Source organism: Micromonospora sp. NPDC049645 (assembly GCF_040675155.1).
Lineage (GTDB): Bacteria > Actinomycetota > Actinomycetes > Mycobacteriales > Micromonosporaceae > Micromonospora.
Genome location: NZ_JBFAOI010000011.1, coordinates 132,551 through 145,643, shown reverse-complemented (window position 1 = coordinate 145,643; position 13,093 = coordinate 132,551). Strand labels below are relative to the sequence as shown.

The window sequence follows — 13,093 nt, the reverse complement described above, 5'->3', positions numbered from 1 at the left end:
GCTTGAGCTAGGCGGGAACAATACTGCGCTGCTGCGTCAACGGTCTGTTGACAGGCTGGCGGCGATCTCCGCGGCGGCGGTCCGGGCGGGCGCGGGCAATCGCTCGCCCGCCTCGGCGAGATCGGTGGTGAGGTGCAGGGCCAACGCGTACAGCGAGCCCGGGGCGGCATCCAGGGCGGCGTCAACCGTGCTCCGCACCAGTGCCGCGCGAGGAAAACGGCCATCCCACCGTTGGTCGGCGCCGATCCACCGACCCAGGTCGGCCACCGCCGCCCGCAGCGACGCGATCTGCGGGGGCAACCGGAGGTCGAGCTGCTGCCGCCGTGACCACCGCGCCGCCAGCAGCCGTTGTCGACGCTGCTCGGCGGCCTGCCGGCTGCCGAGACCGAGTGCTGTCGCGATCTGTGCCCAGGTGGCGCCCTCGTGCCGCGCCCGGTCGATGATCTCCAGCTCCTGCTCGTCCAGGCGGGCGCGGGCAGCGCGAACGTCCGTCAACCGAGCCAGCTCCGACGTCATCTGTCAACGTTACATTGACAGGATCTCCGCGCTGATCCTCCTCGGGGTGCGGACCATGAACACGTCCACCGGGTCCTCGGTCTCCAACGCGAAGCCGTGCCGCTCGTACAACCGCCGGGCCGGGCTGCCCCGCAACACGTTCAGCCGGACCAGCGTGCCGTCGCGGTCGCACCGCTCCAGCAGCCGGCGCAACACGGCCGTACCGATGCCACTGCCCTGAAGGCGCGGGGCCAGGTAGAAGTGCTCCAGCCAGTGGGCGTCCGCGTCGGGCCGCAGCGCCACGCAGCCGGCGAACGCGCCACCCACCTCGACCACCCAGGTGTACGCCGGCGCGAAGCCGTCCCGCAGGCGCTGCCGCACCCGCTGGTCGTCGTACCGCCCGAGCCGCTCCAGGTCGGCCCGCAGCACCACCGCCCGCAACTCGGCCACCGCCTCGACGTCGGCCATCGACGCCGGCCGCAACTCCCAGTCCGCCATGATCATTAAGTTATCGCGGCCCGGCGGGCGCACCGTGGCGCAGCCCGACGATGAGCAGCTCGACCAGGCGACGCGCGTCGTAGCGGGGTTCGCCGGCGCCGACGCAGAGGTTGCCGACACCGCGCAGCAGTTCGAAGGCGGTCACGTCGGGGCGGATCTCGCCGGCCGTGGCGGCGGCGTCGAGAAGTTGGGCGCAGACCGGCACCAGGCGGTCGAGGAAGTAGGCGTGCAGCGTCGCGAAGGCCGCGTCGTCGGACTGTAGTGCCTCGGCGAGGCCGTGCTTCGTGACCAGGAAGTCGACGAAGAGGTTGATCCACTGCGCGAGGGCGGCATGGGCTGTGCCGCTGTCGGCCAGCAGTGCCGGGCCGGCCTCCGCGCACGCCTCGACCTGGTGCCGGTAGACCGCGACGATGAGGTCGGCGCGGGTCGGGAAGTGGCGGTAGATCGTGCCCACACCGACGCCGGCCCGGGCGGCGATGTCGCGTACCGGCACGTCCACTCCCGAGGCGACGAAGGCCGAGGCGGCGGCGTCCAGCAGCGTCGCCTCGTTGCGCCGGGCGTCGGCCCGCTTCCGCGGGGTCGCCCGTCCCGATCCGCTGTCGATGTCGGCCACCGCTCCGTTACCCCCATCACTCGACTTGGTAAACGGAACGCTGTTCCGTATAGTTCTTAGCGGAACATGGTTCCACTTGCTTCAGGATGCCAGAGCGGGTGGGGCCGGCGCCACATCACCCTTCGATGGAGGAACAGACATGCGATACCGCACCCTGGGGCGCACCGGCGTCCAGGTCAGCACCCTCGTGCTCGGCGCGATGAACTTCGGCGAACTGGGGCACACCACCCAGGACGAGGCGACGGCGATCGTCGACGCCGCGCTGGAGGCCGGGATCAACCTGATCGACACCGCCGACAGGTACAGCCAGGGCGAGTCCGAGCGACTGGTGGGCAAGGCCATCGCCGGCCGTCGCGACGACGTCGTGCTGGCCACCAAGGCCGGTATGCCGATGAGCGACGAGCGCAACCAACGGGGCAGCTCGCGCCGCTGGCTGGTCACCGAGTTGGACAACAGCCTGCGCCGCCTCGGCGTCGACCACGTCGACCTCTACCAGATCCACCGGTGGGACCCCACCACCAGCGACGAGGAGACCCTGTCGGCGCTGACCGACCTGCAACGGGCGGGAAAGATCCGCTACTTCGGCTCCTCGACCTTCCCCGCGTATCGCCTCGTGCAGGCCGAGTGGGCCGCGCGGGAGCACCACCTGAGCCGCTACGTCACCGAGCAGCCCAGTTACTCGATCCTGCAACGCGGGATCGAGGCCCACGTCCTGCCCGTCACCGAGCAGTACGGGCTCGGCGTGCTCGCCTGGAGCCCGCTCGCCTCGGGCTGGCTGTCCGGTGCGGTGCGTGCCGGCCGGGAGATCACCACCAACCGTTCGACGCTCCTGCCCGACCGCTTCGACCTGACCATCCCGGCCAACCAGGCCCGGCTCGACGCCGTCGAGCGACTGGCCGTCGTCGCCGACGAGGCGGGTCTCACCCTGATCCAGCTGGCGCTCGGGTTCGTCACCGCGCACCCGGCCGTGACCAGCGCGATCATCGGCCCCCGCACCATGGAGCACCTGCGCACCCAGCTCGCCGCGGCGGACACCGTGCTCTCCGCCGATGTGCTCGACGCGATCGATGCGATCGTCGCACCGGGCGTCGACCTTGCCGCCCACGAGAAGTCCGACACCCCACCCGCCCTGCTCGACCCGGCACGGCGGCGTCGCTGAGCCCTCGGGCGCGGTGGTCGGCGCCACTGGTCTGGGACTACGCCGCGCGGGCCTGGGCGGTGCGGGGCAGCGCGCCCGGGTAGCCGTCGCGTCGGGCCCTGTCGGGGCCTTGCCGGGCCCTTGTCGCAAACCGGACAAGACGGTAAAGCCCCTGGTAGAGCACCCTTGGGGCAGGTGGAGGTAGACGGGTGGCGGGCCACATCCCGATCCTCCGGCCCGGCGGGGACAACATCGTCCGCATCGGCGCCGCCCTCACCCAGCCCGGCCTCGAAGCCGTGGCGGCCACGGCACAGCGGCCGTGCCGATCGCGCGTACGACAGGCCGCGGCTGCCACCGACACCCCTGCGGGCGCCCGCAGCGGTGCCTCCGCCCACCGGGACAAGGACGTCAGCACCGCCGGCAGTCAGGCGACGCCGCCGACCGGCCCTGCTGACGTCCCCGTGCCCCGCCGGCCTTTCGCACTGTGGACCCCGCCGGGTCCGGCGTCGCCCGACCGCGCGCCGAGCCCTGGCGACCGAGCCAGAAAGGGCCCGACATGGCCACTCCCACCGCGACCGCAGCCCTGAACGCATCCGTCTTCGCGCCGGGTGACCAGATGCTGCTGACCGTCACCTACTCGGACGCCGACACCAAACCGCTGACCGTCACCATCGTGGTCACCGACGCGCAGGGCAACAACAGCGCGCCGGTCAAGGTCACCGCGGTCATCGACCCGCTCACCGTGACCGTCTCCGACAACTCCGGGCGTACCTGGACCCGGGTTTCCGACAACGGCGCCGTGGCCGTGTACCGGTCGGTGGCGTGATGCCCCGGGTCACCGCCCAGGTCCGCGACGCCGCCGGCAACACCGCGACGGCCGCCGCCGACTACAGTCTGGGCCAACCCGTGCTCGGCGGTTACTACCTGTCCGGCGGCGCGGATCCGACCGCCGACATGGCCGGCGGCAACTTCCGGTCGCTCACCCAGTACCGCAGCCTCGCCGACGGCTACATCTTCCCCGGCTACAACCGGCCCTGGCTGGTCAACCTGGGCAAGGCCGGTGTGCAGATGAACATGGTGCTGGAGTTGAAGTACTACGGCGCTCCCACCTACGTGGCGCAGAGCTTCGCGGTGGACGGCACCAGCTACACCGTGCCGGCGCCGACGATGACCATCCAGCAGCGGCCCGGCACGACCTGGCCGAAGGCGTACGGGTACGGCCAGGTGGTCAAGGGGCAGTGTGACGGGTTGCTGGCCCGCGCGCTGGCCCAGTACCGGACGCTCGGCTTCGGGGTGAACATCCAGCTCGCCTCGGAGTTGGACACCGACCACGAGTTCGGCACCACCGAGGACGGCAAGACGTACGACTGGGCCGAGTCGGACGCCCGGGCGGTGCAGGCGATCAACTACATCCTCACCTGGTTCAAGGCCCGCACGCTGCCGGCCGGGACGACCTTCTCGGTCGGGCTCGGCGGCTTCGACCGGGCCTGCTTTCAGCGCACCCACCCGGAGTCGTTGATGTCCCGACTCGACTTCCTCCAGTGGAACGCCTACGCCACCAACGCCAGCCACACCGCGCTGGCCCGGTTCGGCCGCACCAAGGACTGGGCGGTGGCGGACCTGGGCCCGGTGGCGCTGTCCCGGCCCGTGATCATCGCCGAGTGGGGGGCCAGGTCGGCCGAGATCCCGAACCAGGCGGCGTGGATCGCCACCGTGCCGGCGGCGATCGCCCAGCTCAACGCCGCGGGTGGGCCACGGATCGCGCGTACCAACTACTTCAACTCCGGGTGGGGCACCCTGATACCGAAGGCGACCGGGTTGGCTGCGCTCCGCGAGGCGTACGCCAAGCGGCCGTACGTCTGACCAGGTTCCGGCGGCTCCGGGGCCCGGGGCCGTCCGGTCAGCCCGCAGTCTCCCGGTCCCGGCACGGGGTCTCCGATCGGCTCCCTATGCTCGGATCATGGAACTGCGGATCTTCACCGAACCTCAGCAGGGCGCCACCTACGACCAGTTGCTCGCCGTCGCCCGCTGCGCCGAGGACGCCGGCTACGGGGCGTTCTTCCGGTCCGACCACTATCTGATGATGGGTGACGTGACCGGTGAGCCCGGTCCCACCGACGCGTGGGTGACGCTCGCCGGCTTGGCCCGGGACACCAGTCGTATCCGGCTCGGCACGTTGATGACCGCCGCCACCTTCCGGCTGCCCGGTCCGCTGGCGATCACCGTCGCGCAGGTCGACCAGATGAGCGGCGGCCGGGTGGATCTGGGCATCGGCACCGGCTGGTACGCCCAGGAACACCGCGCGTACGGCATCCCGTTCCCGCCCCTGGCCGAGCGGTTCGACCGGCTGGAGGAGCAGCTCGCCGTCATCACCGGGCTGTGGTCCACGCCAGCGGGGGAGCGGTTCGACCACGACGGTCGGTACTACCCGGTGCGCGACTCGCCCGCCCTGCCGAAGCCGGTGCAGCAGCCGCGCCCACCGATCCTGCTCGGTGGGACGGGCCCGAAGCGCACCCCTCGGCTGGCCGCCCGCTACGCCGACGAGTTCAACATGCCGTTCGCCTCGGTGCCGGACACGGCGGCGCAGTTCGACCGGGTCCGCGCGGCCTGCGTCGAGGTCGGTCGGGACCCGGCCGGGATGGTCTGGTCCAACGCCCTGGTGCTCTGCTGCGGGCGCGACGACGCCGAGGTGGCCCGCCGGGCCGCCGCGATCGGCCGTGAACCGGACGAGCTGCGCGCCAACGGCCTGGCGGGAACGCCCGGCGAGGTGCTGGACACCATCGGCCGGTACGCGGAGGTCGGCAGCGAGCGGCTGTACCTGCAGGTGCTGGACCTCAGCGACCTGGAACACCTGGAGCTGGTCGCCAGCGAGGTGATGGCGAAGCTCTGAGTCGGCTGGGCGGTCGCCGGTCAGGCGCGGTGGGCGCCCGTGCCGGCCGCGTGCGGGTCGCCCAGCACGGTGTCCAACCGCCCGTCCCGGTCACTGTCCACATAGGTGATGTCCGGGATCCCGTCGCCGTCCACGTCGATCTGGACGATGTCGGCGACGCCGTCACCGTCGAAGTCGGTGACCACCTCCACCGAGCCGTCCAGGTGGCGGGTCACGATCGACTGTGCGCCGGGGGCGCGTGGCGGCGGGCCGGGCGCCGGCACCGGCGTCGGGGCGGGCGCGGGCGCCGGGGTGGGTCGAGGGCCGGGTGTGGGCGACGGGTGGCCCGGCAACCCGCCGGCCGGCGGTGCGCTGGCCTGTTCGATCCCGGTGCCGGTCGGGTCCAGCTCCTCCTCGGAGGGGAAGACGTCGCCGCGTGCGGCCGGATCACGGTAGCTGCTCATGGGCGTAGGGTTCCCCGACGATGACGAGAACAACCGTGCCCGATCGACCGGTGTCCCCGGTGCCCGCTTTCGCGGAAGATGCGGGGACCGACGCCACGGTCATGAACGGGGGTCCGAGCGTGGAACTGCGCCGGAGTCGGGGCGCCCGGGTGCTCGCCCTGGTCTGCGTACTCGGTGGAGTGCTCTTGTTGGTCTATCCCAGCGACGGCGCCCTGCTACGGACGATCGTCGCGGTGGGGGCGATCGCGCTCGGCGCGGTGGCACTGGTCAGCGCGCTGCGTCCGTTCCGGTTCGGGATCCACCCGGATGGGCTCACCATCCGGCGGCCCGGCCTGCGCCGGGTGATCCGGTGGACCGAGGTCGGCGCGCTGGTCCTCGACGAGCCGCCCCGGCGGGACGGCCGTCCGGAACCGCCGCGGCTGCTGCTCATTCCTGCGCCGGGTGTGCCGATTGAGCCGACGCCCGCCCGCCATCCGCTCGACGGCCGACCCGCCGTCGAGTTGCTCGTCCTCGACCAGGTTCGTGAGCAGCCCGAGCAGGTGTCCGCCGCGCTGACCCGCTACGCCGGAGGCCGTTTCGTCGACCTGCTCGCGCTGCGCCGCGCCGCCTTCGACGCCCCGGATCTCCCGGTCGGCCTGCGCGGCTACCAGATGGACCGGGTCGACCGGTTGATCCGACGCGGCCAGGACGCCCTGCTGTCCGGAGACGCGTCGACCCGGCAGGCGGCCCGGGGGGAGATCGAACGCGCGACCACGGCCGGTCTGCCGATCGCCCAGCGTGGCTACAGCACGTTCCAGACGGATACCGTTCTGGACGCCCTCGTCGCCGCGTTGGCCGACCACGACACCACCGATCGGGAGACCGCCACATGACCGCGCAGGGACCGCAGGCCGCGTCGACGACGGACGTTCCGCGCCGCAACTGGGCCGGCAACGTGCGGTACGCCGCGAAGGCGTTCCACCGACCCACCTCCGTCGACGAACTGCGCCGGCTGGTCGCCGGCAGCGACCGGATCCGGGCGGTGGGCAGCGGGCACTCCTTCAACCGTCTCGGCGACACCGACGGTGACCTGGTCAGCCTCGCCGGGCTGCCGCCGGTCGTCGAGGTGGACCCCGAGCGGCGGCAGGTCACCGTGAGTGGCGCGCTGCGCTACGGCGACATCGCCCGACAGCTGCACACCCGGGGGTACGCGCTGGGCAACCTCGCCTCGCTGCCGCACATCTCGGTGGCCGGCGCGGTGGCCACCGCCACCCACGGCTCCGGCCAGACCCACGGCAACCTGGCCAGCGCGGTCGCCGCCCTGGAGTTGGTCACCGCCGACGGCGAGCTGCTGCGGGTCGACCGCGACGCGGACACGTTCGCCGGAATGGTGGTCGGGCTCGGCGCGCTGGGCCTGGTCACCCGCGTCACCCTGGACGTCGTGCCGACCTTCGCGCTGCGCCAGTACGTGCGCCTCGACCTCGACCCGGTGGCACTGGACGAGGCGCTCGGCTCGGCGTACAGCGTGAGTGTCTTCACCGACTTCCGGACGCCCCGGCTGCGCGAGGTGTGGCGCAAACAGCTTGCGGATCAGCCGCCGCCCCCGGCGGACTGGCTCGGCACCGCCGCCGCCGACCAGCCCCGGCACCCGGTGCTCGGGATGCCGGCGGAGAACTGCACCCCGCAGCTCGGAGAGCCGGGCCCGTGGCACGAGCGGCTGCCGCACTTCAAGCTCGGTTTCACCCCGAGCAGCGGTGACGAGTTGCAGTCCGAGTACCACGTCGCGCGGTCGGCGGCGGCTGACGCGCTCGCCGCGCTGGACGACGTGGCGGACCGGATCGCCCCGGTGCTGCTGGTGTCCGAGCTGCGTACCGTGGCGGCGGACGAGCTGTGGCTCAGCCCGAACCACCGGCGGGACAGCTTCGTGCTGCACTTCACCTGGGTCGACGACAGCGCGGCGGTGCTGCCGGTGGTGGCCGCGGTGGAGGAGCGCCTGGCACCCTTCGCGCCCCGCCCGCACTGGGGCAAGGTCTTCGTCACCGACCCGGCCGAGCTGTCCACCCGCTACCCGCGCTACGCCGACTTCGCCGCGCTCCTGGCCGACCTGGACCCGACCGGGAAGTTCCGCACCGACGCCCTGGACCGCTACTTCCCCCGCTGACCCATCGCGTGCCATAGCGCGAACGGCATGGGTCGGGTGGGATTGGTGGGGGCGCGCAGCCAAGCAACAAACTGATTGTCGTCGATGTGTCGCATCGACCGGTTTCCGTCCCGGGACCGTCGGCTCCACCCCTCGGAGCGAGACATGCAGCCCCTACCCGCCATCACCCCCGACCCCGTCACCCGTCGCCCCCGCCGCGGTCTGGGGTGGGCACTCGCAGTGGCCGTGCTCGGCGCCGGACTGGGCGCCGCGCCGGCCGCCCATGCCGCCGCCAGCCCGTACGAGCGCGGCCCCGCCCCCACCGTGGCCAGCATCGAAGCCAGTCGGGGCGCGTTCGCCATCGCCCAGGGCACCGTCGCCGCCTCCAGCGTCAGCGGCTTCGGGGGCGGGACGATCTACTACCCGACCAGCACCGCCGAGGGCACCTTCGGGGCGGTGGCGATCTCACCCGGCTACACCGCCACCCAGTCCAGCGTGGCCTGGCTGGGGCCGCGCCTCGCCTCGCAGGGCTTCGTGGTGATCACGATCGACACGTTGTCCCGCTACGACCAACCGGCCAGCCGGGGCACGCAACTCCTCGCAGCCCTGGACTACCTCACCAACACCAGCGGCGTGCGTACCCGGATCGACCGCAACCGGCTCGCCGTCATGGGGCACTCGATGGGCGGCGGTGGCAGCCTCTCGGCGGCGAACTCACGACCGCAGTTGCAGGCCGCGATTCCGCTGACCGGCTGGCACACCGTCAAGAACTGGTCCGGCGTACGGGTGCCGACGCTGGTGGTCGGCGCGGAGAACGACTCGGTGGCGCCGGTCTCGTCGCACTCGGAGCCGTTCTACACCAGCCTGCCGTCCACGCTGGACAAGGCGTACCTGGAACTCAACAACGCCAGCCACTCCGCGCCCACCTCGACGAACGTGACGGTCGCCAAGTACAGCATCTCCTGGCTGAAGCGCTTCGTGGACGACGACACCCGCTACGACCAGTTCCTCTGCCCCGCACCCCCCGCCTCCACCACCATTCAGGAATACCGCGACACCTGCCCCCACGCCTGACCCCGCCCGCAACCTCGGTTGATCATGAAGTTATCGCCACTCGGCGTGGCGTGTCGGCGCAATAACTTCATGATCAACGGGAGGGGGTGGGGGTGCGGAGGGTGCTGCGTTGGACGGCGCGGCTGATGTCGCTGGGGGAGACGATCCCGGTCAGGCGGCCGTCGTCGGTCACCACCAGGGCTCGGCCGTCGGCGCACTCGGTGAGCCGGGGGAGCAGGTCGTTGAGCTGCTCACCGGGCTGGGCCAGGACCAGTTGGTCGGCCCGGCAGGCCACCTCGGCCAGTGTGGTCGACGCCCGCCGCTCGGGCGGTACGCCGCGCACCCGGTCGACGGTGACCAGGCCGGTCGGCCGGCCGTCCTCGGTCAGCGGCAGCGCCGAATGCCGGTACGCGAACAGGTAGTGGTCGACGAAGTCCGCGACCGTCATCTCCGCCGAGGCGGTCTGCGGCTGCGGAGTCATCACATCGCCCACCCGGATCCCGCGCAGCGCGGTGCCGGTGCGGGCCTGCCGCTCCTCCACCCCGGCGGCGCCGATCAGGAACCAGCCGATCAACGCCAGCCACAGCCCGCCGAAACCGACACCGGACAGGAACTGCCACAGCCCCAGGCCGATCAGCAGCACGCCCAGCACCCAGCCGGCCCGGGCCGCGACCACGGACGCCCGGGTCCGGTCACCGGTGACCTTCCAGACCGCGGCGCGCAGCAACCGACCACCGTCCAGGGGCGCGGCCGGCAACACGTTGAAGATGGCCAGCAGCACGTTGATCCCGGCCAACCAGGCCATCGCCCCGAACAGCAGCCCGCCCTGCCCGGCCAGCGCGAGCAGCGCCGCGATGGCGCCGAAGAACGCCCCGATCAGCAGGCTGACCAGTGGGCCGACGCCCGCGATCCGCAGCTCCGCGCCCGGGTCACGCGGCTCGCCCTTCAGTTCGGCAACCCCGCCGAACAGCCAGAGCGTGATGCCGTCCACGGTCAGCCCGTTGCGCTTGGCCACCACCGCGTGCGACACCTCGTGGGCGAGCAGGCCGACGAAGAAGACCACCGCCGCGGCCAGCCCGGCGATCGCGTACGCCACCGGCGAGCGGTCCGGGTACGAGCGGGGGAACTGGTTGGCCGCCAGCCCCCACGCGATCAACGCGAAGATGACCAGAACGCTCCAGTTGACGCCGACCGGCACCCCCGCGACCCGGCCAAGCCGGAAACTGGCCCTCATCTCACCGAGATACCCCGCCAGACCGTGGGCATGCCGAGAAGCGAGGGGCACCGCGTGATCAGTCGGCGGTGCCGGGTGGGACGACCCAGGCGCTGGGCTGCCCCGTGATCGCGCTGATGAAGTCGAAGTCTCCGTCGTAATGCAGGACGGTGACCCCGTGTCGCTCGGCCGTGGCGGCGATCAGCAGATCCGCCGTGGACAGGGCGCGGTGACCCCCCTTATGTAGGGCCTGAACCTGCACGTCGATCGCTCGATCCCAGACCTCGTCAGGCATTGACAACCATTGAAAACCACCCATCAGCCACCGAGCGCGCTGCGCATCTTTGACAGTCCGGGCGCTGTGAATGACTTCGATCTCGACAGCCCCGCAGACTGTGAGCAGCCCTCGGTCGGAAAGTTCACCAAGCACCGGAGCCACTCGCTGCTTTGGCCAGCGGGCGAGGGGTGCGGCACGCACCGATGACACCTCAGGCGAGCGTGACAGACAGCATGCAGCCATCGGCCGATGTGACGACGGTGAGGCGTTCATTTTCGCGCCCTCGAGGATGGCCAGGCACCGGGACGTAGGACCTGTCCTCGAACCGTGCACGGTACCGCTGGTCTCGCGTCGGGCGCATGTTACGCCGTCGACTCAGGCAGGTACCTCCCATGTCACCGAGGATGACCAGAATGTAGGCCACCATGGGCTGACACGGCGATGACCGACACTGAGTGGTCAGCGGCGGGGGGTTTCGCTGGCGATGGTCGCCTCCCGGGGCAGGGCCGCCGCGCGCAGCGCCCAGTCCAGCGCGTAGTCGGCGATCTCCTCCCAGCCGTCCTGCCCGACGGTGAAGTGTGATCGGCCGGGAAACTCCTCGTACGCGGTGAGCGCCCGGGACTTCTGGTAGAGCCCGGCGTTGGTGCGGACCACCGACGCCGGCACCACGTGGTCGGCCCCGCCGGCCATCAGCAGCAGCGGCGCCCGGTCGGTGCGCCCGACGTCGACCCGGGCGGGCGAGCGGGGGTCGAGGTTGGCGAACGCGCCCTCGAAGAACACCCGCCCGGCGCCGGGGACGGCGTAGCGCCGCCAGGCCCGGTCGGAGTCCTCGCGGCTCATCGTGTTGCCGAAGGTGAAGGCGAAGTCGTCCTCGGTGAACGGGACGGCCTTGCTGCGGTTGGCGGGGCTACGCAGAATCGGGAAGCCGGAGCGCAGCTGATTCAGCGGCACCTTGAGTACGCCCTTCACCGCTGCGGGGTGCACCCCCACCACCGCGGCGCCGAGACCCCGGTCGGCGAGGACCTGGGCGAACAGGCCGCCGAACGAGTGCCCCATGATGATCGGCGGTCGGGGCAGCGACCGGATGATCCGGTCGTAGTGCGCGACGATCGTGGCCATGCTCTGCTCGGCGATCGGGCTGGGGTCGTCGCGCAACTGCTCCACGGACCGGTCCATGCCGGGCCAGGCGGGGGCGATGACGTGCATGCCGCGCTCGGTGTACCGCTGGGCCCACCCCTCCCAGCTGCGCGACGTCATCCAGAGGCCGTGGATCAGCACGACAGTGTCGACCTTTTCCTGCGATGTGGCGCCCATTGCGTCCTCCCGGTGTCGCGGCTCCGGCCCGGCGGTTACCCGCTGTGCCGGCCCGGAATCCGGCGGCCTGACAAATGTCACGGCCGGGTCGTGACGACCGCTCCGGGCGTCGGGGTACGCGTCGCCGGAGCATCGTTGACATGACCAGTACGCATTCGGCTGTCGAGCTGGACGGCCTCTCCAAGAGCTTCGGCGCGGTCACCGCGGTCGACGGGTTGAGCCTGCGGGTGCAGCCCGGCGAGGTGGTGGCGTTCCTCGGCCCGAACGGCGCGGGCAAGACCACCACCATCGACATGCTGCTCGGGCTGGCCCGCCCGGACGCGGGCACCGTGCGCGTCCTCGGCGGCACCCCGGACGAGGCGGTGGCCCGGGGCCGGGTCGCCGCCGTACTCCAGACCGGCGGGCTGCTCAAGGACCTCACCGTGGGCGAGACGGTACGGATGACCGCGCACTTCTACCGGCACACCCGCCCCGCGGCGGAGGTGCTGGAGCGGGCCGGCGTCGCCGACATCGCCGACCGGGTGGTCGGGCGCTGCTCGGGCGGCCAGCAGCAACGGCTGCGTTTCGCGCTGGCCCTGCTGCCCGACCCGGACCTGATGGTGCTCGACGAGCCGACCACCGGTATGGACGTCGAGGGGCGGCGGGACTTCTGGCAGGCCCTGCGGCGCGACGCCCGGGGCGGCCGGACCGTCATCTTCGCCACCCACTACCTGGACGAGGCGGACGCGTACGCGGACCGGATCGTGTTGGTCCGGCAGGGGCGCATCGTCGCCGACGGCACCACGGCGGAGATCAAGAACCTGGCCGCCGGCCGTACCGTGCGGGCCACTCTGCCCGGCGCCGACCAGGCCGCGCTGGCCGCGCTGCCCGGCGTGGACGCCGTGGAGGTACGCGGGGACAGCGTGCTGGTGCGCACCGGCGACTCGGACGCGATCGCCCGGCACCTGCTGACCCGCACCGCCGCCCGGGACGTCGAGATCACCTCCCGGAACCTCGAGGACGCCTTCCTCGCCCTGACCACCGCGCAGACCGGAGCCTGA

At 71.9% G+C, this 13,093-nt stretch carries 15 protein-coding genes; 8 read left to right on the top strand and 7 right to left on the bottom strand.

The annotated features are described in order from the left end of the window. Positions 1–36: 36 nt before the first annotated feature. Genes AB0J33_RS23495 through AB0J33_RS23485 form a run of 3 tightly spaced genes read right to left on the bottom strand, consistent with a single transcriptional unit; the run spans position 37 to position 1,606 of the window. The gene (locus tag AB0J33_RS23495; protein WP_363616161.1) at positions 37–516 is read right to left on the bottom strand and encodes a hypothetical protein; all 480 of its coding nucleotides are present in this window, start codon (positions 514–516) and stop codon (positions 37–39) included. Between the two features lie 9 nt (positions 517–525). Further along, the gene (locus AB0J33_RS23490; RefSeq protein ID WP_363616160.1) at positions 526–993 is read right to left on the bottom strand and encodes a GNAT family N-acetyltransferase; all 468 of its coding nucleotides are present in this window, start codon (positions 991–993) and stop codon (positions 526–528) included. Between the two features lie 10 nt (positions 994–1,003). Further along, positions 1,004–1,606 carry a helix-turn-helix domain-containing protein gene (locus AB0J33_RS23485; RefSeq protein ID WP_363616159.1) on the bottom strand — a complete coding sequence of 201 codons (603 nt, stop codon included), beginning with the start codon at positions 1,604–1,606 and terminating at the stop codon, positions 1,004–1,006. Positions 1,607–1,745: 139 nt separating this feature from the next. On the opposite strand from AB0J33_RS23485, the gene AB0J33_RS23480 reads away from it, so the two are divergent. From AB0J33_RS23480 to AB0J33_RS23465, 4 genes are all read left to right on the top strand, one after another. Continuing rightward, positions 1,746–2,765: an aldo/keto reductase gene (locus AB0J33_RS23480; protein ID WP_363616158.1), complete on the top strand. Its 1,020-nt coding sequence runs from the start codon at positions 1,746–1,748 to the stop codon at positions 2,763–2,765. A gap of 535 nt (positions 2,766–3,300) precedes the next feature. Beyond that, the gene (locus AB0J33_RS23475) at positions 3,301–3,570 is read left to right on the top strand and encodes a hypothetical protein (protein ID WP_363616157.1); all 270 of its coding nucleotides are present in this window, start codon (positions 3,301–3,303) and stop codon (positions 3,568–3,570) included. After that, positions 3,570–4,607 (top strand): hypothetical protein, encoded by a 1,038-nt coding sequence (locus AB0J33_RS23470; protein WP_363616156.1) that lies wholly within the window; start codon positions 3,570–3,572, stop codon positions 4,605–4,607. Before AB0J33_RS23475 ends, AB0J33_RS23470 begins: the two co-directional genes overlap by 1 nt. Before the next feature lie 97 nt (positions 4,608–4,704). Beyond that, entirely contained in the window at positions 4,705–5,634 is a 930-nt protein-coding gene (locus AB0J33_RS23465) for an LLM class F420-dependent oxidoreductase (protein ID WP_363616155.1), read from the top strand. Positions 5,635–5,654: 20 nt separating this feature from the next. Here the strand turns inward: AB0J33_RS23465 and AB0J33_RS23460 are convergent, their stop codons facing one another. Then, positions 5,655–6,077, bottom strand: coding sequence for a hypothetical protein (locus AB0J33_RS23460; RefSeq protein WP_363616154.1), 423 nt, complete (start codon positions 6,075–6,077; stop codon positions 5,655–5,657). Positions 6,078–6,178: 101 nt separating this feature from the next. On the opposite strand from AB0J33_RS23460, the gene AB0J33_RS23455 reads away from it, so the two are divergent. The 3 genes from AB0J33_RS23455 (at position 6,179) to AB0J33_RS23445 (ending at position 9,270) form a co-directional block, all read left to right on the top strand. Then, the gene (locus AB0J33_RS23455) at positions 6,179–6,949 is read left to right on the top strand and encodes a hypothetical protein (protein ID WP_363616153.1); all 771 of its coding nucleotides are present in this window, start codon (positions 6,179–6,181) and stop codon (positions 6,947–6,949) included. Further along, positions 6,946–8,217 carry an FAD-binding protein gene (locus AB0J33_RS23450; protein WP_363616152.1) on the top strand — a complete coding sequence of 424 codons (1,272 nt, stop codon included), beginning with the start codon at positions 6,946–6,948 and terminating at the stop codon, positions 8,215–8,217. Before AB0J33_RS23455 ends, AB0J33_RS23450 begins: the two co-directional genes overlap by 4 nt. 144 nt (positions 8,218–8,361) lie before the next feature. Beyond that, positions 8,362–9,270: an alpha/beta hydrolase gene (locus AB0J33_RS23445; protein WP_363616151.1), complete on the top strand. Its 909-nt coding sequence runs from the start codon at positions 8,362–8,364 to the stop codon at positions 9,268–9,270. 73 nt (positions 9,271–9,343) lie between these two features. Here the strand turns inward: AB0J33_RS23445 and AB0J33_RS23440 are convergent, their stop codons facing one another. The 3 genes from AB0J33_RS23440 to AB0J33_RS23430 all read right to left on the bottom strand — a co-directional run bounded on the left by AB0J33_RS23440 (position 9,344) and on the right by AB0J33_RS23430 (position 12,053). Beyond that, complete coding sequence (locus tag AB0J33_RS23440) at positions 9,344–10,483, bottom strand: site-2 protease family protein (RefSeq protein WP_363616150.1); 1,140 nt, start codon at positions 10,481–10,483, stop codon at positions 9,344–9,346. 58 nt (positions 10,484–10,541) lie between these two features. Further along, complete coding sequence (locus AB0J33_RS23435) at positions 10,542–10,982, bottom strand: PIN domain nuclease (RefSeq protein WP_363616237.1); 441 nt, start codon at positions 10,980–10,982, stop codon at positions 10,542–10,544. Positions 10,983–11,198: 216 nt separating this feature from the next. Next, positions 11,199–12,053, bottom strand: coding sequence for an alpha/beta fold hydrolase (locus AB0J33_RS23430; RefSeq protein WP_363616149.1), 855 nt, complete (start codon positions 12,051–12,053; stop codon positions 11,199–11,201). 140 nt (positions 12,054–12,193) lie between these two features. On the opposite strand from AB0J33_RS23430, the gene AB0J33_RS23425 reads away from it, so the two are divergent. After that, on the top strand, positions 12,194–13,093 hold the full coding sequence (locus AB0J33_RS23425) for an ABC transporter ATP-binding protein (protein ID WP_363616148.1): 900 nt from the start codon (positions 12,194–12,196) through the stop codon (positions 13,091–13,093).